At 74.8% G+C, this 22,198-nt stretch carries 19 protein-coding genes, 1 rRNA gene and 1 pseudogene; 13 read left to right on the forward strand and 8 right to left on the reverse strand.

What is annotated here, in order from left to right; all coding sequences use genetic code 11:
• Window positions 1-159 (reverse strand): 16S ribosomal RNA (locus BM165_RS21205); the annotation flags it as partial.
• Window positions 160-651: 492 nt separating this feature from the next.
• Between BM165_RS21205 and BM165_RS26360 the strand changes: the two are divergent.
• Window positions 652-828, forward strand: a pseudogene (locus tag BM165_RS26360) (ATP-binding protein); the annotation flags it as partial.
• Between the two features lie 41 nt (window positions 829-869).
• Here BM165_RS26360 and BM165_RS21215 read toward each other — a convergent pair.
• Window positions 870-1,502, reverse strand: coding sequence for an alpha-ketoglutarate-dependent dioxygenase AlkB (locus tag BM165_RS21215; RefSeq protein ID WP_075015545.1), 633 nt, complete (start codon window positions 1,500-1,502; stop codon window positions 870-872).
• Window positions 1,503-1,540: 38 nt separating this feature from the next.
• Complete coding sequence (locus BM165_RS21220; protein WP_075015546.1) at window positions 1,541-3,766, reverse strand: RecQ family ATP-dependent DNA helicase; 2,226 nt, start codon at window positions 3,764-3,766, stop codon at window positions 1,541-1,543.
• 78 nt (window positions 3,767-3,844) lie between these two features.
• Between BM165_RS21220 and BM165_RS21225 the strand changes: the two genes are divergently transcribed.
• The 4 genes from BM165_RS21225 to BM165_RS21240 all read left to right on the forward strand — a co-directional run bounded on the left by BM165_RS21225 (window position 3,845) and on the right by BM165_RS21240 (window position 7,967).
• The gene (locus BM165_RS21225; RefSeq protein WP_075015547.1) at window positions 3,845-4,663 is read left to right on the forward strand and encodes a PHP domain-containing protein; all 819 of its coding nucleotides are present in this window, start codon (window positions 3,845-3,847) and stop codon (window positions 4,661-4,663) included.
• A 51-nt stretch (window positions 4,664-4,714) separates the two neighbouring features.
• A complete protein-coding gene (locus BM165_RS21230; protein WP_143108268.1) occupies window positions 4,715-5,674 on the forward strand; it encodes a carbamate kinase in 960 nt (319 codons plus the stop codon).
• A gap of 13 nt (window positions 5,675-5,687) precedes the next feature.
• Entirely contained in the window at window positions 5,688-6,791 is a 1,104-nt protein-coding gene (locus BM165_RS21235; protein WP_075015549.1) for a barbiturase, read from the forward strand.
• Window positions 6,792-6,896: 105 nt separating this feature from the next.
• Window positions 6,897-7,967, forward strand: a complete 1,071-nt coding sequence (locus BM165_RS21240) for a PP2C family protein-serine/threonine phosphatase (protein ID WP_244274381.1) — start codon at window positions 6,897-6,899, stop codon at window positions 7,965-7,967.
• Here the strand turns inward: BM165_RS21240 and BM165_RS21245 are convergent.
• A complete protein-coding gene (locus tag BM165_RS21245; RefSeq protein ID WP_075015550.1) occupies window positions 7,964-8,515 on the reverse strand; it encodes an RNA 2'-phosphotransferase in 552 nt (183 codons plus the stop codon). The two genes, BM165_RS21240 and BM165_RS21245, sit on opposite strands and share 4 nt — an antisense overlap.
• Before the next feature lie 67 nt (window positions 8,516-8,582).
• Here BM165_RS21245 and BM165_RS21250 point away from each other — a divergent pair, with 67 nt between their 5' ends.
• The gene (locus BM165_RS21250) at window positions 8,583-9,251 is read left to right on the forward strand and encodes a 3-oxoacid CoA-transferase subunit A (RefSeq protein ID WP_075015689.1); all 669 of its coding nucleotides are present in this window, start codon (window positions 8,583-8,585) and stop codon (window positions 9,249-9,251) included.
• Complete coding sequence (locus BM165_RS21255) at window positions 9,248-9,913, forward strand: 3-oxoacid CoA-transferase subunit B (RefSeq protein WP_075015551.1); 666 nt, start codon at window positions 9,248-9,250, stop codon at window positions 9,911-9,913. Before BM165_RS21250 ends, BM165_RS21255 begins: the two co-directional genes overlap by 4 nt.
• Here BM165_RS21255 and rpsD read toward each other — a convergent pair.
• On the reverse strand, window positions 9,901-10,503 hold the full coding sequence (rpsD, locus tag BM165_RS21260; RefSeq protein ID WP_075015552.1) for a 30S ribosomal protein S4: 603 nt from the start codon (window positions 10,501-10,503) through the stop codon (window positions 9,901-9,903). The two genes, BM165_RS21255 and rpsD, sit on opposite strands and share 13 nt — an antisense overlap.
• A gap of 59 nt (window positions 10,504-10,562) precedes the next feature.
• Here rpsD and BM165_RS21265 point away from each other — a divergent pair, with 59 nt between their 5' ends.
• Window positions 10,563-11,318, forward strand: a complete 756-nt coding sequence (locus BM165_RS21265; protein WP_075015553.1) for a hypothetical protein — start codon at window positions 10,563-10,565, stop codon at window positions 11,316-11,318.
• A 93-nt stretch (window positions 11,319-11,411) separates the two neighbouring features.
• Here the strand turns inward: BM165_RS21265 and BM165_RS21270 are convergent, their stop codons facing one another.
• Both BM165_RS21270 and BM165_RS21275 read right to left on the reverse strand, forming a co-directional pair.
• A complete protein-coding gene (locus BM165_RS21270; RefSeq protein WP_075015554.1) occupies window positions 11,412-12,827 on the reverse strand; it encodes a YlbE family protein in 1,416 nt (471 codons plus the stop codon).
• A complete protein-coding gene (locus BM165_RS21275; RefSeq protein WP_075015555.1) occupies window positions 12,827-14,311 on the reverse strand; it encodes an FdrA family protein in 1,485 nt (494 codons plus the stop codon). The genes BM165_RS21270 and BM165_RS21275 overlap by 1 nt, the downstream gene beginning before the upstream one ends.
• Before the next feature lie 183 nt (window positions 14,312-14,494).
• Here BM165_RS21275 and BM165_RS21280 point away from each other — a divergent pair, with 183 nt between their 5' ends.
• Genes BM165_RS21280 through BM165_RS21300 form a run of 5 tightly spaced genes read left to right on the forward strand, consistent with a single transcriptional unit; the run spans window position 14,495 to window position 20,570 of the window.
• The gene (locus tag BM165_RS21280) at window positions 14,495-16,036 is read left to right on the forward strand and encodes a uracil-xanthine permease family protein (RefSeq protein ID WP_075015556.1); all 1,542 of its coding nucleotides are present in this window, start codon (window positions 14,495-14,497) and stop codon (window positions 16,034-16,036) included.
• Complete coding sequence (locus tag BM165_RS21285) at window positions 16,033-16,908, forward strand: FAD binding domain-containing protein (protein WP_075015557.1); 876 nt, start codon at window positions 16,033-16,035, stop codon at window positions 16,906-16,908. The genes BM165_RS21280 and BM165_RS21285 overlap by 4 nt, the downstream gene beginning before the upstream one ends.
• Window positions 16,905-17,438 carry a (2Fe-2S)-binding protein gene (locus BM165_RS21290; RefSeq protein WP_075015558.1) on the forward strand — a complete coding sequence of 178 codons (534 nt, stop codon included), beginning with the start codon at window positions 16,905-16,907 and terminating at the stop codon, window positions 17,436-17,438. The genes BM165_RS21285 and BM165_RS21290 overlap by 4 nt, the downstream gene beginning before the upstream one ends.
• 28 nt (window positions 17,439-17,466) lie before the next feature.
• Complete coding sequence (cutA, locus tag BM165_RS21295) at window positions 17,467-19,881, forward strand: aerobic carbon-monoxide dehydrogenase large subunit (protein WP_075015559.1); 2,415 nt, start codon at window positions 17,467-17,469, stop codon at window positions 19,879-19,881.
• The gene (locus BM165_RS21300) at window positions 19,878-20,570 is read left to right on the forward strand and encodes an SRPBCC family protein (RefSeq protein ID WP_075015560.1); all 693 of its coding nucleotides are present in this window, start codon (window positions 19,878-19,880) and stop codon (window positions 20,568-20,570) included. Before cutA ends, BM165_RS21300 begins: the two co-directional genes overlap by 4 nt.
• Window positions 20,571-20,639: 69 nt before the next feature.
• Here BM165_RS21300 and BM165_RS21305 read toward each other — a convergent pair whose 3' ends face one another.
• A complete protein-coding gene (locus BM165_RS21305; protein WP_075015561.1) occupies window positions 20,640-21,941 on the reverse strand; it encodes a right-handed parallel beta-helix repeat-containing protein in 1,302 nt (433 codons plus the stop codon).
• Window positions 21,942-22,198: the final 257 nt, after the last annotated feature.

Consider the following 22,198-nt stretch of genomic DNA (forward strand, 5'->3'; position numbering starts at 1 on the left):
CCAATTTCTTGGAGTTATCCCAGAGCCGGGGGCAGGTTGCCCACGTGTTACTCACCCGTTCGCCACTCATCACCACCCGAAGATGGATCAGCGTTCGACTTGCATGTGTTAAGCACGCCGCCAGCGTTCGTCCTGAGCCAGGATCAAACTCTCCGTAGATGCTTGAAACCAGCCGAGAACCGAGACCTGACAGATCTCGATCAATCAACCAAAGGAATCCCACCCAGACATCAAGCCCGGGACGGGGATACTACTTGGCACTGACTTTCGGCACGCTGTTGAGTTCTCAAGGAGCGGACGCGCTCGTACCCCGGCCTTATCGGCCTTCGTTCGAGGCGGTGTCCACACTGTACACCCGCTCCGCAGCAGTCCGGCCTCGGGGGCCTTCCCGGCGGTTGACCAGGCTGGCGGCCCGGTCCGTTCTCGCGAGGTGCAGGAAGAACCATACACGCCCCCGGAGGGGTCGTGCAGGGGGTCCCCCACACCCGTCGCGGCCACCGGAGCGGTCGCGGACGACGGGTGCAACGGCACCGCCGACGGCGGCATTCCCGCACGTGCCGCGGCGGGCCGGCGGAGAGGACGGGACGACGACGCGCCGGCCGTCCGGTCGCGTCGTCCAACGGACGTCGTCGCGGGGTGGGGGGCCCGGTCGTGCCCGCCGCCTCCGTTCCCCGCCTGTTCGAGGCCTTCCGGCGGGCCCGCGGCGACCGGCTGGACCGCAGCGGACGTGCCGGGCTCGGGCTGACCGTCGCCCGCTCGATCACCCAGGCGCACGAGGGGCACGTCGTGGCCACCGCCCGGCCGGCCGGCGGCCTCGAGGTGACGGTGGAGCCGCGCGCGGAGAAGCTGACCGGCAGCTGCACGGCGACTCAGGCGACGCCGGCCGGGCGGAACTGGACGCTCACCCTCGGTCCGACCGGCCGGGTGGTCTTCGGGATGCAGTGCTCCCAGGTGCGCTGGCACGAGCCGCCCATCACCACGAGGTCGCCGTGGCCGAGCGGGAAGCGCAGGGTCTCGCCGCCACCCCCGGCCGGACGGAGCAGCAGCGGCCGCGGCGACCCGAAGGAGACGATCGCCACCATCGTGTCCTCGGTGCGGCTGCGCCCCAGCCGGTCGCCGTGCCAGGCCACGCTGTCCCGCCCGTCCCGGTAGAGGCACATCCCCGCGGTGACGAACGGCTCGCCGAGCTCGGGCGCGTAGTGCGCGTCGAGGGCGGCACGCGCCGCGGTCAGGAGGGGGTGCGGCAGGACCTCGTCCCGGCCGTACCAGCGCAGCAGCCGGGGGACGGCGACCTCCCGGTCGTACATCTGCCGCCGGTCGGCCCGCCAGCCGATGTCGCCGAGGAGCACCTCGAGGACCTCGTCCGACCCGGTCACCCAGCCCGGCAGGTGGTCGACCCACGCCCCGCGACTGAGCAGGTGCCGCCGCACCCGGCCCGGCAACGGCGTGAGCGCGGCCTCCTCGGCGACGTCGAACATCGACGGCTGGTGCGCGAGCGACATGGACGGAGGCTAGCGCCGATCGAACGTGTGTACGACCCCTAGGCGGTGAGCGCGAGCGCGAAGGGGAGCACCCGGGACGCGCCCGCCAGCCGCAGCTCCCGGCCGGCGACCGTCATCGTCCAGCGGGAGTCGGCGAGGTCGTCGACGAGCAGGACGGGGACCGCACCGAGCTCATCGAGCCGGGACCGCAGCTCCGGGCCGACGACGATCCGCTGCCACACCCCCGCCAGCCGGAAGGCGCTGTTCCCGCCCGGGCCGCCGGTCGGCCCGCCGTGCGCCAGGGACATCTCCCCCAGGTAGGGCAGCCGGCCGAGCCGCGCCAGGCCCTGTGCCACCCCGGTGACCAGCCGCGGGCGGCGACGGGACGGGACGGCGACCACCGCGGCCGGGCGCTCGGCCCAGTCCCAGGCCCCCAGGACGCGGGCGCAGGCGCGCAGCAGGTCGTCGTCGGGCGGGACGTCGGACACCGAGCGCTGCACCGGCACGTCGAAGGCGGCGTCGGGGTCCTCCTCGAGGCCGGGCGCCTCGAGGTCGAGGGTCACCGTGCCCCCGACGCCGTCGTCGCCGAGCAGCGTGCGCAGGCGCTGACCCCAGCCCAGGTCGGTGAGCCGGGCGACGGCCCGGCCGGGCTCGAGCAGCTCACCGGCGGCGATCTTGCCCTTCACCTCGACGCCGAGCCGGTCGGCGCCGGTGGGCCACTGGGCGCGCGGGGCGAGTTCCACGCCGGGGCGGTCGAGCGCGGCGGAGGCGGCCTGGGCGGCGCCCTCCGGGACGTCGGTCGGGTACCAGGGGCCGGCGCAGACGTCGCAGCGGCCGCACGGGGCGGCGGTCGGGTCGTCGAGCGCCTCCTGCAGGAAGGCCATGCGGCAGCGCGCCCGGTCGACCGGCTTCGCGTAGTCGAGCATCGCCCGCTGCTCGGCCTCGCGGGTGCGCGCGACGCGGGCGTAGCGATCGGCGTCGTACACCCACGGGCGGCCGGTGGAGCGCCAGCCGCCCTGCACCCGCTCGACGGCGCCGTCGACGGCGAGCACCTTGAGCAGCAGCTCCAGCCGGGACCGGCGGACGTCGGCGACGGTCTCCAGCCGGGCCACCGACCACGCCCTCCCGTCGGCCATGGCGGACAGGACGGCGGCGGCGTGGTCCTCGCGCGGCATGGACGAGGTGGCGAACCACTGCCAGATGGCGAGGTCCTCGGGGCCGGGCAGGAGCAGGACGTCGGCGTGCTCGACGGCACGGCCGGCACGCCCCACCTGCTGGTAGTAGCTGACCGGCGAGGACGGCGCCCCGAGGTGCACGACGAAGCCGAGGTCGGGCTTGTCGAAGCCCATCCCCAGCGCCGAGGTGGCGACCAGCGCCTTGACCCGGTTCTCCCGGAGCGCCTCCTCGGCGTCCTTGCGGTCGGCGTCGTCGAGGCGGCCGGTGTAGGCGCGCACGTCGTGTCCGGCGTCGCGCAGCAGCGCCGCGGTCTCCTCGGCCGCGGCGACGGTGAGCGTGTACACGATGCCGCTGCCCGGGAGGTCGCCGACGTGGGCGGCGAGCCAGGCCAGCCGGGCGCGGTCGGTGGGGAGTCGCAGCACGCCCAGGCGCAGCGAGTCGCGCGCCAGCGGCCCGCGCACGGTGGTCACCCCCACCCCACCGGCGCCGAGCTGCTCGGCCACGTCGGCGACGACGCGCTCGTTGGCCGTCGCCGTGGTGGCGAGGACCGGGGTGCCGGCCGGCAGCGTGCCCAGCAGGTCGCGGATGCGCCGGTAGTCGGGGCGGAAGTCGTGGCCCCAGTCGGAGACGCAGTGCGCCTCGTCGACGACGAGCAGGCCGCAGCGGGCGACCAGGCCGGGCAGCTGCTCCTCGCGGAAGCGCGGGTTGGTCAGCCGTTCGGGCGAGACGAGCAGGACGTCGACGTCGTCGGCGGCCAGGCGCGCGGCGACGTCGTCCCACTCGGTGGCGTTGGCGCTGGAGATCTCGACGGCGCGGATGCCGGCGCGGGCCGCGGCGGCCACCTGGTCGCGCATCAGCGCGAGCAGTGGGCTCACCAACAGGGTGGGCCCGGCGCCGCGGCGGCGCAGCAGCGCGGTGGAGACGAAGTAGACCGCCGACTTGCCCCAGCCGGTGCGCTGCACCACCAGGGCGCGCTCGGAGCGCTCGACCAGCGCGGCGACGGCGGCGTCCTGGCCCTCGCGGAACTCCGCGCCGGGACGGCCGGTCAGCTCGCGCAAGACCCCGAGGGCCTCGGCGGCGAGATCGGACGGCGGCGCGGCGGTGCTCATGGGCCCCGACAGTAGGTGTGTCCTCCGACAGCGGGACCGTCCATGCGCGACCTGGGGACGGCGGGCAGGATGGTGAGGATGCGGCCGCCGGACAACCACGTGCACACCGGGTGGTCGTGGGACACCCCCAGCTCGGTCACCATGGCCCGCGCGTGCGAGCAGGCCGTCGCCCAGGGGCTGCCGGCGATCGCCTTCACCGAGCACCTCGACTTCACCGTGTGGGGTCCCGACGACCGGGCCACCACGCTGGGCCTGGTCGACCGGCACGCCTCGCGGCACGAGCCGATCGACTCCGAGGGCTACTGGGCCGAGCTCACCGAGGTGCGCGAGCGGTTCCCCGAGCTGCGCATCTGGTCCGGCGTCGAGGCCGGCGAGCCGCACCTGTTCGCCTCCAGCGTCGCGGCGCACCTGGCCGGCGCGCCCGTCGACCGCGTGCTCGGCTCGCTGCACTCCCTGCACGACGGCGACCGGCTCTACGGCGTCGGCCAGCTGCTCTACACCGACGCCGACGCGACCATGCGCCGCTACCTCGCCGAGGTCGTCGACATGGTGGAGAGCAGCGACGTCTTCCAGGTGCTCGCCCACGTCGACTTCCCGCGGCGGTATTGGCCCGGCGGTCAGCACCGCTACGTGGAGAAGGACTACGAGGAGGAGTACCGGGCGGTGTTCCGCGCGCTGGCCGGCACCGGCCGGGCGCTGGAGGTCAACACCAGCAGCCCGCTGGCCTCGGCCGACCAGGTGCGCTGGTTCCGCGAGGAGGGTGGCGAGGCGGTGAGCTTCGGCAGCGACGCCCACCAGCCGTACGCCGTCGGACAGCGGTTCGACCTCGCCGTCGACGTCGTCGAGGCCGCCGGGTTCCGCCCCGGGCGCGACCGCTTCGACTTCTGGCGGCGCTGACCTCCCGCCGGATACTTCAGCACTGAGACATCTGCCGCTACGCTGCGCCGGGTGGACTCCCGCCGCGCCGTGATCGCCCTGGGCGGCAACGCGATGACCGGGCCCGACGGCTCGGCGACACCGGCCGCGCAGCAGGCCGCCCTCGCGGTGGCCGCGGGGGCGATCGCGGAGGTCGTGGCCGCCGGCGTCGAGGTGGTCCTCACCCACGGCAACGGCCCGCAGGTCGGCAACCTGCTGGTCAAGAACGAGATGGCGGCGAGCGTCGTCCCGCCGGTGCCGCTGGACTGGTGCGTCGCCCAGACGCAGGCCACCGTCGGCTTCACCCTCACCGACGAGCTCGACGCCGCCCTGGCCGCCCGCGGGCTGGACCGCCGCACCGCCGCCCTCGTCACGCGCACGCTCGTCGACCCCGCCGACCCGCACTTCGCCGCGCCGTCGAAGCCGATCGGCCGGTACCTGCCCGCCGAGGAGGCCGCGCGGTTCGTCGCGCTCGGCCAGCTGTGGGAGGACCGCGGCCCGCGCGGATGGCGCCGCGTCGTCGCCTCGCCCGAGCCGCGGTCGGTCGTGGACGCCCCGGCCGTCGCGGCGCTGCTCGCCGCCGGCTTCGTCGTCGTGTGCGCCGGCGGAGGCGGGGTGCCGGTGATCGCGGAACGGCCGATGCGCGGCGTGGAGGCCGTCATCGACAAGGACCTCACCGCCGCGCTGCTGGCCCGCGAGCTGGGCGCCGACACGCTGGTCATCGCCACCGACGTGGCCAACGTCGTCCTCGGCTTCGGCACCGACGCCGCGCGTCCGCTGGGCCGGGTCACCCCGGCCGAGCTCCGCGCGCACGCCGCGGCCGGGGAGTTCGGCCGCGGCAGCATGGGCCCGAAGGTCGAGGCCGCCCTGCGCTTCGTGGAGGGCCCCGTCGACGGCCAGGACCCGCCCCGCACCGCCGTCATCACCTCGCTGGAGAACATCGCCGACGCCGTCACCGGGAACGCCGTCGGCACGATCCTGACCGCTGCCTAGGAAAGAGGAACACGTGCCCGCACCGATCGAGGTCCGCAAGGTCCCGCTGCACAACGTCAGCGACGCCAGCGAGCTGGCCAAGCTCATCGACGACGGCGTCATGGAGGCCGACCGGGTCGTCGCCGTCATCGGCAAGACCGAGGGCAACGGCGGCGTCAACGACTACACCCGGATCATCGCCGACCGGGCCTTCCGCGAGGTGCTGCTCGAGAAGGGCACGCGCAGCAAGGAGGACGTCGCCGAGATCCCGATCGTGTGGTCCGGCGGCACCGACGGCGTCATCAGCCCGCACGCCACCATCTTCGCCACGCTGCCCGAGGACGCCGTCGAGAAGACCGACGACCCGCGGCTGACCGTCGGCTACGCGATGAGCGACGTCCTGCTGCCCGAGGACATCGGCCGCATCTCGATGGTGGAGAAGGTGGCCGAGGGCGTGCGGCGCGCGATGGAGGCGGCCGGGATCACCGACCCCGCCGACGTCCACTACGTGCAGACCAAGACGCCGCTGCTGACCATCGAGACCATCCGCGACGCCAAGGCCCGCGGCAAGGAGACGTACTACGACGAGCCGCACGGCTCCATGGACCTCTCCAACGGCACGACGGCGCTCGGCATCGCGGTGGCGCTGGGCGAGATCGAGATGCCGGAGCAGAAGCAGGTCATGCGCGACCTGTCGCTGTTCAGCGCCGTCGCCTCGTGCTCGTCGGGCGTGGAGCTCGACCGGGCGCAGATCGTCGTCGTCGGCAACGCCCGCGGGCACGGCGGCGCCTACCGCATCGGGCACTCGGTGATGAAGGACGCCCTGGACCAGGACGGCATCTGGGACGCCATCCGCCAGGCCGGCCTCGAGCTGCCCGAGCGCCCGCACGTCAGCGACCTCGGCGACCGGCTGGTCAACGTCTTCCTCAAGTGCGAGGCCGACCCGACCGGCTACGTCCGCGGCCGGCGCAACGCGATGCTCGACGACTCCGACGTCTTCTGGCACCGGCAGATCAAGGCCACCGTGGGCGGCGTCGCGGCGTCGGTGACCGGCGACCCGGCGGTGTTCGTGTCGGTGGCCGCGGTGCACCAGGGCCCCTCCGGCGGCGGACCGGTCGCGGCGATCGTCAGGGCGTGAGCCCCCGCGGGCCGGCTGCACGCCGGCCCGCGGCGGTGCCGGGCGGGGCGGACGCCGGGCCGTAGGGTCGGACCCTCACGGAGACGGCCGCACGGAGGCACTGCAGTGGACGCGGTCATCCGGGCACACGTGCTGCCCCTGGTGTTCCTCCTCGGCCCGGCGGTGCTCGACCTCGCGCTCGGGCGGGACCAGGTGGTCCTCGGCCTGGTCGCGGCCTCGCCGCTGGTCGCCGCCACCCTGCTCGGACGGCGGGCCACCGCCGCCTACGGCCTGGTCGCGCTGCTGACGGCGGCCCTGCTCGGCGTGTACGACCGGCAGTACGTCGACGAGGCCCTGCCGGCCCAGGTCATCCGGCTGACCGTCGTCGCGGTGGTGGGCGTGGTGGCCGTCGGCGCCTGCGTCCTGCGCGTGCGGCGGGAGGGGGAGCTGGCGCGGCTGAGCGGCGAGGCGGCGTCGGCGCGGGCGGCGCTGCGCCTCGGGGAGACGCTGCAGCGGCACCTGCTCGGCCCGCCGCCGGTCGTCCCCGTCTTCGAGTCGGCCGTGCGCTACCTGCCCGCCGTGCGCGGGGCCCGCGTCGGCGGGGACTGGTACGACGCGTTCCCCGCGGCCGGCGGCGGCACCGTGCTGGTGATCGGCGACGTCGCCGGGCACGACCCGCAGGCGGCGGCCGCCATGGCCGAGGTCCGCGGGATGCTGCGCGCGGTCGCCGTCGACGCGACGTCCCCGGCGGAGGTCCTGCGCGCCCTCGACCGCGTCATGGCGCACCCGTCGACCCCGGCGCTGGTCACCGTGGTCGTCGCCACCGTCACCCGCACCGCCGGGGGCGCGACGCTGTGCTGGTCCAACGCCGGTCACCCGCCGCCGGCGCTCCTGGGGGCCGACGGGTCGGTCCGGCTGCTCGAGCGCGTGCCCGAGCGACTCCTGGGCGTCACACCGGAGAGCCCCCGCACCGACGCGGAGGTCGTGTTGCACCCGGGCGACACGCTGCTGCTCTACACCGACGGCCTGGTCGAGCGGCGCGACGGCACGCTCGACGAGGGCAGCGCCTGGCTGGTCGAGGAGCTGCACCGGCGTGCGGGGGAGCCGCTCGACGAGCTGTGCGACCGGCTGCTGGCAGCGGCCTCCGCCGACCGGCACGACGACGTCGCGCTGCTCGCCGTCCGCGTGCCCGCCTAGCCGTCGAGGACGGTGAGGTACGCCGGCGGGACGGCGTCGACCAGCCACACGCCGTTGGCGGAGCGGGTGAAGACCGCACCGGCGGCGGCCAGGCCGGCGGCGTCGACGCGCAGGACGGCGGCGCGGCCGCGGCGCTCCCCCACCGTCCGGGCGGTCGCCTCGTCGGCGCTCAGGTGCACGGCGTGCCGGCGGCCCGGGCGCAGCCCCTCGGTGAGCACCGCGGCCAGGGTGCGCACGGGGGTGCCGTGGAAGAGGACGGCGGGCGGCGGCTGGGCCGCGTACCCGAGCGCCACCGGCACGCTGTGCCCCTGGCTGGCCCGGATGCGCGTCCCCGTGTCGTCGTAGGCGAACCGCCGCTTGTCGTTACCGGCGACGACGCGGTCGAGGTCCTCCCGGGTCAGCGGCAGCCCGTGCGCGGCGAGGGCGCCCAGCAGCGCGTCGACGTCGGCCCAGCCGGCGGTGTCGAGGGCGAGCCCCACGCTGTCGGGCCGGTGCCGCAGCACGTACGACAGCCGCTTGCTCACCCGGACGACGTCGTCCCGTCCCACGCGGGAAGACTGCGGGTCGGGCCGCGCGGTCGCCAACCGGTCGGCGCCGGCCCGGGCGGAGGTGGACGTGATCGACAAGCGCGTCGCGACGGTGACCGACGCCGTCGCGGGCATCGAGGACGGCGCGACCGTGCTCGTCGGCGGGTTCGGCGCGTCCGGGGTGCCGGTGGAGCTGGTGCACGCGCTCCTCGACCGCGGCACCACCGACCTCACCGTCGTCACGAACAACGCGGGCTCCGGCGAGACCGACGTCGCCGCGCTGCTGCGCGAGCGCCGGGTGCGCCGGATCGTCTGCTCCTACCCGCGGTCGGCGGGGTCGGTCTGGTTCGAGGAGCGCTGGCGGGCCGGCGAGGTGGAGCTGGAGCTGGTGCCGCAGGGCACGCTCAGCGAGCGGATGCGGGCCGCGGCGGCCGGTCTCGGCGGCTTCTTCACGCCGACCGGTGCCGACACGCGGCTGGCCGAGGGCAAGGAGGTGCGGGTGATCGGCGGCCGCCGGCACGTGTTCGAGGAGCCCCTCCCCGGCGACGTCGCCCTGGTCAAGGCCGCGCGGGCCGACCGCTGGGGCAACCTCGTCTACCGCACCGCCGCGCGGAACTTCGGCCCGACGATGGCCGCGGCGGCCGCGCTGACCGTCGTCCAGGTCGACGAGTTCGTCGAGCTGGGCGAGCTCGACCCGGAGGCGATCGTGACGCCGGGGATCTTCGTCGACCGCGTGGTGCGGGTGGAGGTGGCGTGAGGCCGGACCTGCGGGACGTCGCGCGGCGGATCGCGCGGGACATCCCCGACGGCGCCTACGTCAACCTCGGCATCGGCCTGCCGACGCTGGTGGCCGACTGCGTGGGCGACGGCAAGGAGGTCGTCTACCACTCCGAGAACGGCATCCTCGGGATGGGGCCGACCCCGGCGCCCGGCGAGGAGGACCCCGAGCTGATCAACGCCGGCAAGCAGCCGGTGACCCTCCTGCCGGGCGGGGCGTTCTTCCACCACACCGACGCGTTCCTGATGATGCGCGGCGGCCACGTCGACGTCACCGTGCTCGGCGCCTTCCAGGTGTCCGAGACCGGCGACCTGGCCAACTGGGCCACCGACGACGTCACCCACCCGCCGGCGGTCGGCGGGGCCATGGACCTCGCCGTCGGCGCGAAGCGGGTGCTGGTGATGACGACACACACCACCCGCGACGGCTCCCCGAAGCTGCTGCCGCGCTGCACCTACCCGCTGACCGCCGCCGGCGTGGTCGACCGCGTCTACACCGACCTCGCCGTCCTCGACGTGACCGCCGAGGGCTTCCTGGTGCGCGAGATGGCCGCCGGGCTGACCCGCGACGACCTGCAGGGCGCCACCGCGGCCCGGCTGTCCTTCGCCGAGGACGTCGGGGTGCTCGGTCAGCGGGAGTAGTACTCCACGACCAGCTGCTCCTCGCAGACCACCGGGACCTCCTCGCGGGCGGGCACCCGCTCCACGCGGGCGGTGAGGTCGGCCAGGCGCACCTCGAGGTAGGCCGGGGCGTCGGCGTGCGCGCCGGAGGCGGCGACCTGGAACGGCTCCTTGGTGCGCGACCGCTCGGCGATGGAGACCCAGTCGCCGGGGCGCAGCCGGTAGGAGGGACGGTCCACGCGGCGGCCGTTGACCAGAACGTGCTGGTGGGTGACGAACTGCCGGGCCTGGTAGATCGTGCGGGCGAAGCCGGCCCGCAGCACCGTGGCGTCCAGCCGCGACTCGAGGTCCTGGATCAGCGCCTCGCCGGTCTTGCCGCCGGTCCGCCGCGCCCGGTCGAAGGCGCGCCGCAGCTGGGTCTCGCTGACGTCGTACTGCGCCCGCAGCCGCTGCTTCTCCAGCAGCCGGGTCGAGTAGTCGCTCTGCTGCTTGCGCTTGCGGCCGTGCTCGCCCGGCGGGTAGGGGCGGCGCTCGAAGTAGCCCACCGCCTTCGGGGTGAGCGGCAGGCCGAGCCGGCGGCTGAGCCGGACCTTGGGACGCGGGGTGTTCACCAGACCTCCTGAGTTAGGTTAGGTTCACCTTACCCACACGCCGACTCCTCGAGGTGACGATGACCTCCCCCCGCGCGAGCACGGACACCACGGGCACCCCGCAGCCCTCCCCCGCCGAGCGCGCCCGCACGGTGGCCGCCCGCGCCTCGGCGGCGCTGCACGCGGTCGGCGTCGGGGCGGTCGAGCTCACCGTCGCCGGGACGACGCCGGCCGGCCAGGTGCTCGTCGTCGTCCCCGCCGACGGGCGGCTGGCCGCGGCGCTGCGGACCTCGCCGCTCGGCGACCTGCCCGCCCGGCTCACCGTCACCGACCGCTCCCCGTTCGCGGTGTGGCACCCGCTGCGCGGCCGGGTGGAACTGTCGGGCTGGCTCTCCCCCGTGCACGCGGCCGACGTGCAGCGCGGCCTCCTCGACCTGGCCGACGTCCGGCCCTCCGACGCGCTGCTCGACGTCGGCCTGCGCGCCGTGCTGGTCCGCCTCGACCTGGCCGAGGTGCTCCTCACCGACGGCGGGGCCACGCACGAGGTGGACCCCGACGCCTTCGCCGCCGCCCGGCCCGACCCGGTGGGTGCCGAGGAGTCCGGGCTGGCCGAGGTGCACGGGGCGGCGCTCACCCGGCTGCTCGCCCGGGTGCAGGCCTGGGCCGGCCCGCGCGACGACGTCCGGCTGCTCGGCCTGGACCGCCACGGCGTGCGCTTCCGGGTCGAGGCCCCGGCCTCCTGCTACGACCTGCGGGTGCCGTTTCGCGCGCCGCTCGCCGGCGGGTCCGGGCTCGGCGCTGCGCTCGACACGCTGCTCACCTGCGGCCCGGCGTAGCGGTCGACCACGGGCGAGATCCCGTGATCTCGTACGCGGAACGGCGTCCGGGCGTACGAGACCACGTGATCTCGCCAGGAGGAGTGGCCGGGGTCAGGCGGCCGTCGCGGCGCGGGCCTCCTGTGCGAGCGCGGCCAGGGCGGACTCGAAGCACTCCCGCGGCGGCTGCACCAGCCCGGCGCCGACCTGCCCGGTGCCGGCCACCCGCCCGGCCATGCCGGTGTTGATCTGCGGCAGCCACCCGGTGCGCGCGACGGCGAGGACGTCGATGCCGGTGGGGGCACCGCGGAAGCCCATGATCGGGATGGCCATCGCCGGGTTCTCGGCGAGGGTGAGCTGGTACATCCGCTCGGTGGTGGCCAGCGCGTCGGGGACGGTGCCGCCGACGAACCGCACGATCGCCGGTGCCGCGGCCATGGAGAAACCGCCGACGCCGTAGGTCTCCATGATCGCGGAGTCGCCGATGTCGGGGTTGGCGTCGTCGGGGCCGTAGTCGCCGAGGAACAGGCCCACCGGCGTCTGCGCGGGGCCGGTGAACCAGCGGTCCCCGGTGCCGGCGGTCTGCACGCCGAACTCCGTGCCGTTGCGGGCCATCACGGTGACCAGCGTGGAGCCGGGGACGTCGCGGGCGGCGTCCATCGCGAGCTTCGCCGTCGGCATGCCGAGGTTGAGGAAGAAGTGCTCGTTGCCGCCGATGAACCGCAGCGCGGCCGCGATGTCGTCCGACGGCGCGTCGAGTGCCACCAGGGCCGGGGACAGCTCGCGCAGGGTCATCAGCGAGCCGGCGCGGTTGCGGTTGTGCCCCTCGTCGCCCATCTGCAGCATCTGCGCGAGGATCGCCTTGGCGTCGAGCGGCTCGGCCATCGACCGCACCGCCCGGGCCAGCAGCGGGCCGAGGACGTCGCGCATCCAGGCCAGGCGGGTGAGCACGTCCTCGCCGAAGGCGCCCATCCGCAGCACCTTGCCCAGGCCCTCGTTGAGGTTGCAGTAGGCGCGGCCGCCGTTGACCGGGTCCTCCAGGCACCACGCCCACATGGACGGCGACGTCACCCCCGCCATGGGCCCGACGGCCGACCGGTGGTGGCAGGGCTCGAGCGCCACGCCGCCGGAGGCCAGCAGCGCCTCGGCCTCCTCGACGGTGGCGGCCCAGCCCTCGAACAGGCAGGCGCCGACGAGCGCGCCGCGCATGGGGCCCGACGCCGCGTCCCAGGTCAGGGGCGGGCCGGAGTGCAGCAGCGTGCGGTCGTCGAGGCCGAGCACCTCGCGGGCGGGCCGGACGTCGGTGAGCACCGAGCCCGCGGCCAGCACCCGCTCGACCGCCGTCCGGTTGGCCGCGGCGCGGCGCGGGTCGAGGGCGAGCGCGGTGAGGTCGCCCGCGTCGCCGATCGCCGGCGGCCGCCAGTCGACGTCGGCCACGTCGACCCCCTGGGCGCGCAGCGCACCGGAGAAGACCTCCACCCCGGCGGCGACCACGGCCGGCGGGCCGTCCAGCAGTCCACCCAGGCTCATCACACGGCTCCCAGCAGGTCGAGGGCGTGCCGCGTGGCCGCGGCGTTGGAGGCGTAGACGGCGGCACCGGCCGCGGCGAGGGCGTCGGCCTGCCGGCTCCAGCCCTGCGGGTCGGCCTCGGTGCCGACCAGCGCGACGACGACGGGCAGGCCGGCCTCCCGCAGCGCCGGGGCCAGGGCCGTGGCCGGGTCGGGGTCGGCGCCGTGGCCGAGGACGACGTCGAGCAGCAGCACCGCGGCCTCGCCGGACGCGGCCAGCCGGGCGATCGCCTCCAGCCGCAGGGTCGGGTCGATCATGGGGTGCGCGCGGCCGACGGTGAGGGCGTCGTCACCGAAGTCGACCACCACGTGCCCGGTGGCGGACAGGTCCGTGCCGAGGTCGAGCTCGGGCCGCAGCGGGGTGTTGGAGCGGACGTCGCCGAGCACGGGGGCGGCGATCAGCATCGCCTCGTCGGCCAGCGTGCCGCCGGAGTAAAGGCCCTTGAGCACCGCACCCGGCGCGGCCGTCGCCCCCGGGCCGGGCCGCGAGGGCCACGCGGGGACGTCGCGCCCCATGTCGGCCAGCAGCGCCTCGACGGCGGCGGTGAGGTCGGGCGTCCCCGGGGACAGCGCCGCCGACCGGACGGGGGTGGCCAGCCCGTCCGACACCCGCGCCACCTCCGCGGCGACCGAGGGGGCCGGGGGCTTGGAGACGACGAGCACCCGCTCGGTGGCGGGGTCGGCGTCGAGCGCGGCCAGGGCGTCGAGGGTCGCCAGCCCGCCCACGGCCTCGGACAGGTCTCGCCCGCCCACGCCGATCACGTGCGAGACGCCGACGCCGGCCGCGTCGAGCAGGCAGGACACCTGCTGCGCCCCGGTACCCGACGCCGCCACGACGCCGACCGGCCCCGGCCGGACGACGTTGGCGAAGCCGAGGGCGACGCCGGAGACGATCGCGGTGCCGCAGTCGGGCCCCATGACGAGCACGCCGGCCTCTCGCGCAGCCCGCTTGAGGGCGACCTCCTGCTCGACGGGGACGCCGTCGGAGAAGACCAGCACGCTGCGGCCGGCGGCGATGGCGTCGGCGGCCTCGAGCGCCGCGTACTGCCCCGGGACGCTCACGATCGCCAGTGCCGCCGTGTTCGGGTCGAGGTCGTCGAGGCCGGCGCCGATGGTGCGGGCCGGCTGGGCGTCGGCGGTCGCGCGGGAGCGCTCCCGCTCGGCGAGGGCGGTGTCGACGGCGGTGACCGCGGCGGCCAGCGCGTCGTCGTCGGTGGCGCGGATCCCGATGAGGAGCTCGTCGGGCGACGGCGTCCCGTCGGGTGCCAGGCCCATGCCGGCGGCGAGCTCGACGTTGAGCGGCGTGGCCATCGCGACGAGGACCGCGGTGACGCCGTCGCGGGCGCCGACGTCGCGGCTGACCTGCATCAGGCGCACCGAGTCGGCGTAGACGCCGCTGCGCAGGGAGACGTGCCGGACGCCCTCTCCGGGGCCTGGAGCGCTCACCCCGCCGACCGTACCGGCAGATGCCTCAGCGGTGAGATATCGGCTGCGCAACGATCCCACCACCCACCGAAGTCTTAACGCTGAGGGACTTCCACCCGGCGGTGTCGCGTGTCACTGTGACGGCTCCCCGGGGGTGGCGGCACCTCCCGGGCCGCATCGGCTGGCCTCTCGAGGAGGACCCCCATGGCGTTCGGCTGGAAGCTCTACGGCGACGGGAAGACGCCGCCGCTCGGCGAGGCCGTCGCCCCCGACGAGCGCCTCTCGTGGCCGCTGACCGTGGGCATCGGTGCCCAGCACGTCGTCGCGATGTTCGGGGCGACGTTCGTCTTCCCGCTGATCATGGGGCTGGACGCCAACCTCGCGATCATGATGAGCGGCGTCGCGACGATCGTCTTCCTGCTCATCGTGAAGAACCGCGTCCCCAGCTACCTGGGCACCAGCGCCGCGTTCGTCGGCGGTGTCGCCGCCATCCGCGCCAACGGCGGGGACTCGAGCGACGTCGTCGGCGCGCTGCTGGTCGCCGGCGTCGTCCTGGCCCTGGTCGGTCTGCTGATCCACTTCGCGGGTCTCGGCCTGATCAACAAGGTGCTGCCGCCGGCCGTCACCGGCGCGGTCGTCATGCTGATCGGCTTCAACCTGGCCCCGGTCGCGGCGAGCACGTACTGGCCGCAGGACCAGTGGGTCGCCCTCGCCACGATGACGTTCGTCATCGTCGCCTCGCTGGCACTGCGCGGCTTCCTCGCCCGCATCGCGATCCTGCTCGGCCTGGTCTTCGGCTACCTGCTCTCGATCCTGCTCGACGCGACCGCCGGCCCGATCACCTCGGTGCTGCCCACCGGCCCCGACCCGGTGGAGCACGACCGGATCAGCTTCGACTCCGTCGGCCAGGCGGACTGGTTCGGCCTGCCCGACTTCACCGCGCCCAGCTTCTCGCTGAACTTCAGCCTGCTGGTCATCCCCGCCGTCATCGCCCTGGTGGCCGAGAACGTCGGCCACGTCAAGGCCGTGGCCGAGATGACCAAGCGCGACCTCGACCCGGTCATGGGCCGCGCGGTCTTCGCCGACGGTGTCGGCACGGTCATCGCCACCTCGGTCGGCGGCTCCCCGACGACGACGTACGCCGAGAACATCGGCGTCATGGCCGCCACGCGGGTCTACTCGACCGCCGCGTACTACGTCGCCGCCATCGTCGCCATCCTGCTGGGCCTGATCCCCAAGTTCGGTGCGCTCATCAACATCGTCCCCGGTGGCGTGCTCGGCGGGATCACCGTCGTCCTCTACGGGATGATCGGCCTGCTCGGCGCCAAGATCTGGAAGGAGAACCGGGTCGACTTCGCCAACCCGGTCAACCTGGTGCCGCTCGCGGCCGGGATCATCATCGGCATCGGCAACGTGACCCTGACCTTCACCGACGACTTCTCGCTCAACGGCATCGCGCTGGGCTCGATCGTCGCCGTCGTCGGCTGGCACCTCGCGCGGGCGCTGGCCCCGGCCGACATGAAGGCCGCGCTGCTCCGCGAGGGCAGCGTCCCGGAGAGCGGGTCCTCGCTGGGTCACCACGGCGGCGGTCCCGCGGGCGGCTACGCCGACGCGCGGGGCGGCTCGGACCCGTCGTCGGTCGACGAGATCGGGCGGGCCGGCACCGACAACCGTCCGGGTCCCGACACCCGTCCCGGCGTCGACACCCGCAACGTCGACACCCGCAAGGGGACGCTCGACAGGTGAAACCGGCTCCCTTCCGCTACGCCGACCCCCGGTCCCTCGACGAGGCGCTCGACGTCCTCTCCGCCGAGGCGGGCGCCAAGGTGCTCGCCGGCGGGCAGTCACTGCTGCCGCTGCTGGCGATGCGGCTCGCCGCGCCGAGCACGCTGGTCGACCTCAACCGGGTGCCCGGCCTCGACGCCGTCGAGGCGACCGGGGACGGCGTGCGGGTGGGCGCCCTGGTCCGCCACGCGCACCTGCTCCGCGACACCGCCGCCGCCCGGGTCCAGCCGCTGCTGGCGCGGGCGACGGCGAACGTCGCCCACCCGGCCATCCGAAACCGCGGGACGACGGTCGGCTCGATCGCGCACGCCGACCCCTCCGGGGAGATGACGTCGGTGCTGGCGCTCACCGACGGCTCGGTGACGGTGGCGACGCCCGGCGGCCGCGAGACGGTCGGCTGGCGGGACCTGTTCGTCGGGCCGCTGGAGACGTCGCTGAGCGGACCCTCGGTCGTCGTCGACGCCTTCTTCCCCGCCCTGGCCGAGCGGTCGGGCACCGCGTTCGCCGAGATCTCGCGGCGCAAGGGCGACTACGCCGTCTGCGGGGCCGGCGTCGTCGTCACCCTCGACGGGGACCGCCGGGTCGCCGCCGTCCGGGCGTCCTACATCTCCGTCGGGCTGGTGCCCGAGGTGCACGACCTCACGGAGGCCGTCGCCGGGAAGCCGGTCGACGGCGCCGACTGGGCCGCCGCCGGCGCGCTGGCCCGCACGCTGGTCGACCCCGACGGCGACATCCATGCCAGCGCCGACTACCGGCGGCTGCTCGTCGGGGTGCTGACCGAGCGGACACTGGCGGAGGCCGCCGCCGAAGCACTCGAGAGGACCGCCGCGTGACCACCTCCGTCGACCGCCCGCAGACCGATGCCGAGCGCACCGTGTCCGTCACCGTCAACGGCGTCCCGCGCGAGGCCACCGTGCCGGTGCGCCGGGTGCTGTCGGACCTCCTGCGCGACGACCTCGGCCTGACCGGCACGCACGTGGGCTGCGCGCACGGCGTCTGCGGCTCGTGCACGGTCATGGTCGACGGCGACCCGGTGCGCTCCTGCCTGGTGCTGGCCGTGCAGGTGCAGGGCGCCTCGGTGACCACCGTCGAGGGCCTGGCCCGCGAGGACGAGCGCGGCGGGCAGGTGCTGCACCCGGTGCAGGAGGCCTTCCGCGAGTGCCACGCCCTGCAGTGCGGCTACTGCACGCCGGGCTTCCTCGTGACGATCGCCGCGGGCCTGGAGGCCCGGGACGCCGCGGAGGAGATCTCCGAGGAGGAGGTCGACGAGCTCGTGGGCGGCAACCTCTGCCGGTGCACCGGCTACGCCAACATCAAGAAGGCCGTCCGCCACGCCGCCGCGACCATGCGGGACGGGCAGTGACCGCCATTCGCGCGCGGAAGGCGGACCGGTGACGACCAAGCTGTTCGGCGAGCCGGTCCGGCGGCGCGAGGACGCCCGCCTCATCACCGGCAAGGGCCGCTACCTCGACGACATCGGCGCGAACGCGCTGGCCGCCGCCTTCGTGCGCAGCCCGCACGCGCACGCCCGGATCACCGGCATCGACGCCGAGGCCGCGCTCGACGTCGAGGGCCTGGTCGCGATCTACACCTACGAGGACCTCACCGGCCCCATGGCCGAGCCGCTGCCGGTGCTCATCCCCCACCCGCAGCTGCACGCCCCGCGCACCGGCTACCCGCTGGCCAACGGCGTCGTCCACCACGTCGGCGAGCCCGTCGTCATGGTGGTGGCCACCGACCGCTACGTCGCCGAGGACGCCGCCGAGCGGATCGTCGTCACCTACGAGGAGCTGCCGGTCGTCGTCGGGGTCGACGCCGCCCGCGAGGCGCGCGCCGCCGTCCACGATGACGTCCCCGACAACGTGGCCGCGCGCCACCACCAGGAGACCGGCGACGTCGAGGCCGCCCTGGCCGCCGCGCCGCACACGCTCTCCTTCACCCAGTACATCGAGCGCAGCGCCTGCATGCCCCTGGAGGGCAAGGGCGTGCACGCCCGCTGGGACGCCGACGACGCCAGCTTGCGCGTGTACTCGAGCACCCAGGCCTCGACGTCGGTGCGCGCGGCGATCGCGGCCAAGCTCGAGCTGTCGCTGGACCGCGTCGAGGTGATCGCGCCCGACGTCGGCGGCGGCTTCGGCGTCAAGATCGTGCACCCGTGGCCGGAGGAGCTGCTGGTGCCGATGGCGGCGATCCGGCTCGGCCGCGAGGTCAAGTGGGCCGAGGACCGGCGCGAGCACTTCATCGGCAGCGCCCACGAGCGCCAGCAGCGCCAGGAGATCACCGTCGGGTACGACGACGACGGCCGAGTCACCGCCCTCGACGTGCACGTCTGGCACGACAACGGCGCCTACACGCCCTACGGGATCATCGTGCCGATCGTGACGGCGACCCAGCTGGTCGGGCCGTACGCGCTGCCGGTGTACCGGGTGGTCGTCGAGAGCGTCTACACCAACACCGTCATCGTCACGCCCTACCGCGGGGCCGGGCGGCCGCAGGGCTGCTACGCGATGGAGCGGACGATGGACCGCATCGCCGACGCGCTCGGCCTCGACCGCGCCGAGGTCCGCCGTCGCAACCTGATCACGCCCGACCAGTTCCCCTACGACCACCGCCTGACGTTCCAGGACGGCCGGCCGGTCATCTACGACTCCGGCGACTACCCCGGCCTGCTCGACAAGCTCGTCGCGCTGGTCGGCTGGGACGAGGCCGAGGCGCTGCGTGCCGACGCGCGGGCGCGCGGGAAGCTGCTCGGCGTCGGCATGGCCCTCTACGTCGAGGGCACCGGCCCCGGCCCCTACGAGGGCGGGCACGTGCAGGTGCTCGGCAGCGGCAAGGTGCTCGTCTCCACCGGCCTGACCTCGCAGGGCCAGGGCCACGAGACGGTGTTCGCCCAGATCGTCGCCTCCGAGCTGGGGGTGCCGATCGACGACGTCGAGGTGCACACCGGCGACACCCGCCGCTTCGCCTACGCCGTCGGCACCTTCGCCTCCCGCGCCGCGGTGATGAGCGGCAACGCCGTCGCGCTGGCCGCCCGCGGGGTGCGGGAGAAGGCCATCCGCATCGCCGCCGAGGTGCTGGAGGCCAACCCGGAGGACCTGGAGATCGACGAGGGCCTGGTGCAGGTCAAGGGCACGCCGGGGGCGTCGATCCCGCTGCGCACGGTCGCGGTGCTGTCCAACCCGCTGCGCTACGCCTTCGACGAGGCGGCCAAGCAGGCGACGCAGTTCGCGCGGGCCGGCTCCGACGACAAGCCACCGGTCGCGCCCGGGGACGCCCCGGGCCTGGAGCACCGCGACTACTACTCACCGATCCGGTCGACCTTCGCCTCCGGCGCGCACGCGGCCGTGGTGGAGATCGACCCGCAGACGTGGGAGATCGACGTCGTCCGGTACGCCGTGGTGCACGACTGCGGCAACGTGGTGAACCCGATGATCGTCGAGGGCCAGGTGCACGGCGGCGTCGCGCAGGGCGTGGGCGGGGCGCTCTACGAGCGGATGGCCTACGACGGCGACGGGCAGCTGCAGAACGCGTCGTTCATGGACTTCCTCATGCCCTACGCCTCCGAGGTGCCCGACATCGTGATCGACCACCAGGAGACGCCCTCGCCGCTCAATCCCCTGGGCATCAAGGGCGCCGGTGAGGCCGGCGTCATCCCGGGGACGGCGGCCATCGCCTCGGCGATCGAGGACGCGACCGGCCGGCGGATCACGTCGATGCCGATCTCGCCCACCGAGCTCTACGACCTGATGAGAGACGAGACGGCGGAGCGCACGGCTGCGTCGGAGAGAACGGGAGCCCCTGCGTGAACCTCGACGGCTCGGCGGTGCTGCACGGCACGCCGGAGGAGGTCTGGACGGTCATCACCGACCCCGCGGTGCTGGCCCGCACGATCCCCGGCTGCGAGTCGCTGGAGCGCACGGGCGAGGACGCCTACCGCATGGACGTCGCGGTGGGCGTCGGCGCGATCCGCGGGACCTACGCCGGCGAGGTGCGGCTGAGCGACCAGCAGCGGCCGTCGTCCTACGTCATGCACGCGTCGGGCGCGGGCGCGCCGGGCAACGTTCGGGCGCGGGTGACCATCGAGCTGCAGCCCACCGACGAGGGGACGACGCTGACGTACTCGGCCGACGCCGTCGTGGGCGGGCCGGTGGCCGGCGTGGGTCAGCGGATGATCAGCGGCGTCGCCAAGCGGATGGCCGGGCAGTTCTTCACCGCCATCGACCGTGAGCTGACCTCCGGTGCGCCGGTGGAGACCGCGCCGGCCGCCGCCCGCGCGTCGTCGACGGCCGTCAGCTCGACCGGGTCGCCCCAGGCCGTTCCCGCGGGAACGCCGGACGAGTCCGCCCCCCAGGTGTTCAGCGGGACCCGGGCCCCGGCCGCCTCGGCGTCCTCGCCGTCGTCGGACGTGCGGACCCTCGCCGTCGGCGCGCTCGGCGGCGCCGGCCTCACCCTGCTCGGCGTCCTGGTCGGCTGGCTGCTCGGCCGCCGCCGCTAGAGGCGCCCACGCGCGCCGAGGACGGCCCCGGCAGGTGCCGGGGCCGTCCTCGGGCGGGTGCCTGCGGGCTCAGACCGGCTGCGGCAGGCCGCACATGGTCTGCGGGGAGCCGCCGTCGCAGTGGTTGCCCCGGAACACGAGTCCGTCACCCGGGGGCAGCAGCGGCGGGATCGAGGGGTCGCTGACGAAGATGTCCATGTGCACCCGCCCGAAGCCGGTCGGCGGGTTCCCGATGGGACCGAATCCCACGTTCTCCCCGAAGTAGTTGCCCTTCACCCGGACGTTCTCGACCGGTCCGGCGCTCGTGGCCTGGCCGGGCTGGACGTTGAACGCGGGCAGGCTGATCAGGGTCAGCCCACCGGCCGGGTTGGTCAGGAACGGCACGCTCGCCGGGAGAGTGGGCGCGTTGTCGGCGATGACGTTGCCGGCGATCGTCACGTCGTCGGAGTTGACCACCTGCATCCCGACGCCGGAGACGTGCTGGTCCCCGTCCCGGCCCTGGAGGCAGTAGCGGTCGTTGTCCGTCGCGAAGTTCCCCGTGATGCGGAAGGCGCCGCTGAGCACGTTGCGGGAGGCGTCGGGCACCTCGGTGGCGACGTCGTCGAACAGCAGCAGGCCGATGCAGTTGCCCGACAGGGTGTTCCCGGCGACACGGCCGCCGCGGGCCTCCCGCAGGAAGATCCCGAGGTTGTACCCCTCGACGTGGTTGCCGGAGATGTGGGCGGACGCGCCGTCGGAGTCCCCGACGGAGATCCCGGCGGTGCCGGAGTCCGGCCTCGTCTCGCTCCCCCGGTCACGGCCGAACTCGGTGTTGCCGCTGATCCGGATGTTCGTCGAGTCGAGGGCGATGATGCCGTAGCGGTCGTGCTCGTGGCCCGAGGTGCCGCTCACCCGGAACCCGTCGGCTCCCCAGGCGACGATCCCGCTGGCGGGGTGGTTGCGGGTGGTCAGGCCGCTGACCCGGACCGGGCTGTCGGGGGCCAGGAAGAAGAATCCGGAGACGTTGTCGGCGAGCGTCGTGTCGTCGTCCTCGCCGTCGACCCGCTCCTGCTCCTCCCAGCACCTGTGACGTTCTCCCTGCTCCTCTGGCAGTGGTGGCAGGTCGGCCGCGGTCTCCCACTCGGGCCACACGATGTTCGTCGCGTCGACCCCGGCCCCGCGGATGGTCAGGCCCTTGCCCTGGATGCACACGGCCTCGGTCCAGGTCCCGGCCGCGAGCCGGATGGTGTCGCCGGAGGCCGCCTTCTCCACCGCCTCCTGGATCGACTCGCCCGGCCGGACGTCCCACGTCCGGCCGCCGGTCGCCGACGCCGTCCCCGGCAGGGCGGTCACCAGCAGGGCGCCGGCCCCGGCCACCGCCAGGGCGCGCACTGCCCGGCCTCGAGGCCTCGTTCTCGTCGTCGGTGGTGTGTCCATGGGACGCCCTCTCTCGGGGGTGGGCGGCGTCCCGGACGGTCGCGGGTGCGGCGCGGGAGCCTGTGAGGTGCCTGGCGACGCGCCACACACTCCCTGGGAGGACCCGGCGGGAAGAACCGGCCGGGGTATGAACGTGTGCCCACCCCGGGTCGCAGGACCGCGGTCCACCCGTACGGACACGACCGCCGCACCAGCCGTGTCTCCACCCCCGG

Source organism: Geodermatophilus obscurus, from assembly GCF_900115395.1.
GTDB classification, from domain to species: domain Bacteria; phylum Actinomycetota; class Actinomycetes; order Mycobacteriales; family Geodermatophilaceae; genus Geodermatophilus; species Geodermatophilus obscurus_B.

Excerpts from the sequence above, each read along its gene's own strand:
- BM165_RS21225 (WP_075015547.1), top strand. The coding sequence starts at position 3,845 with ATGCGGCCGCCGGACAACCACGTGCACACCGGGTGGTCGTGGGACACC.
- BM165_RS21270 (WP_075015554.1), bottom strand. The coding sequence starts at position 12,827 with ATGAGCCTGGGTGGACTGCTGGACGGCCCGCCGGCCGTGGTCGCCGCC.
- BM165_RS21220 (WP_075015546.1), bottom strand. The coding sequence starts at position 3,766 with ATGAGCACCGCCGCGCCGCCGTCCGATCTCGCCGCCGAGGCCCTCGGG.
- BM165_RS21215 (WP_075015545.1), bottom strand. The coding sequence starts at position 1,502 with ATGTCGCTCGCGCACCAGCCGTCGATGTTCGACGTCGCCGAGGAGGCC.
- BM165_RS21280 (WP_075015556.1), top strand. The coding sequence starts at position 14,495 with ATGGCGTTCGGCTGGAAGCTCTACGGCGACGGGAAGACGCCGCCGCTC.
- BM165_RS21265 (WP_075015553.1), top strand. The coding sequence starts at position 10,563 with ATGACCTCCCCCCGCGCGAGCACGGACACCACGGGCACCCCGCAGCCC.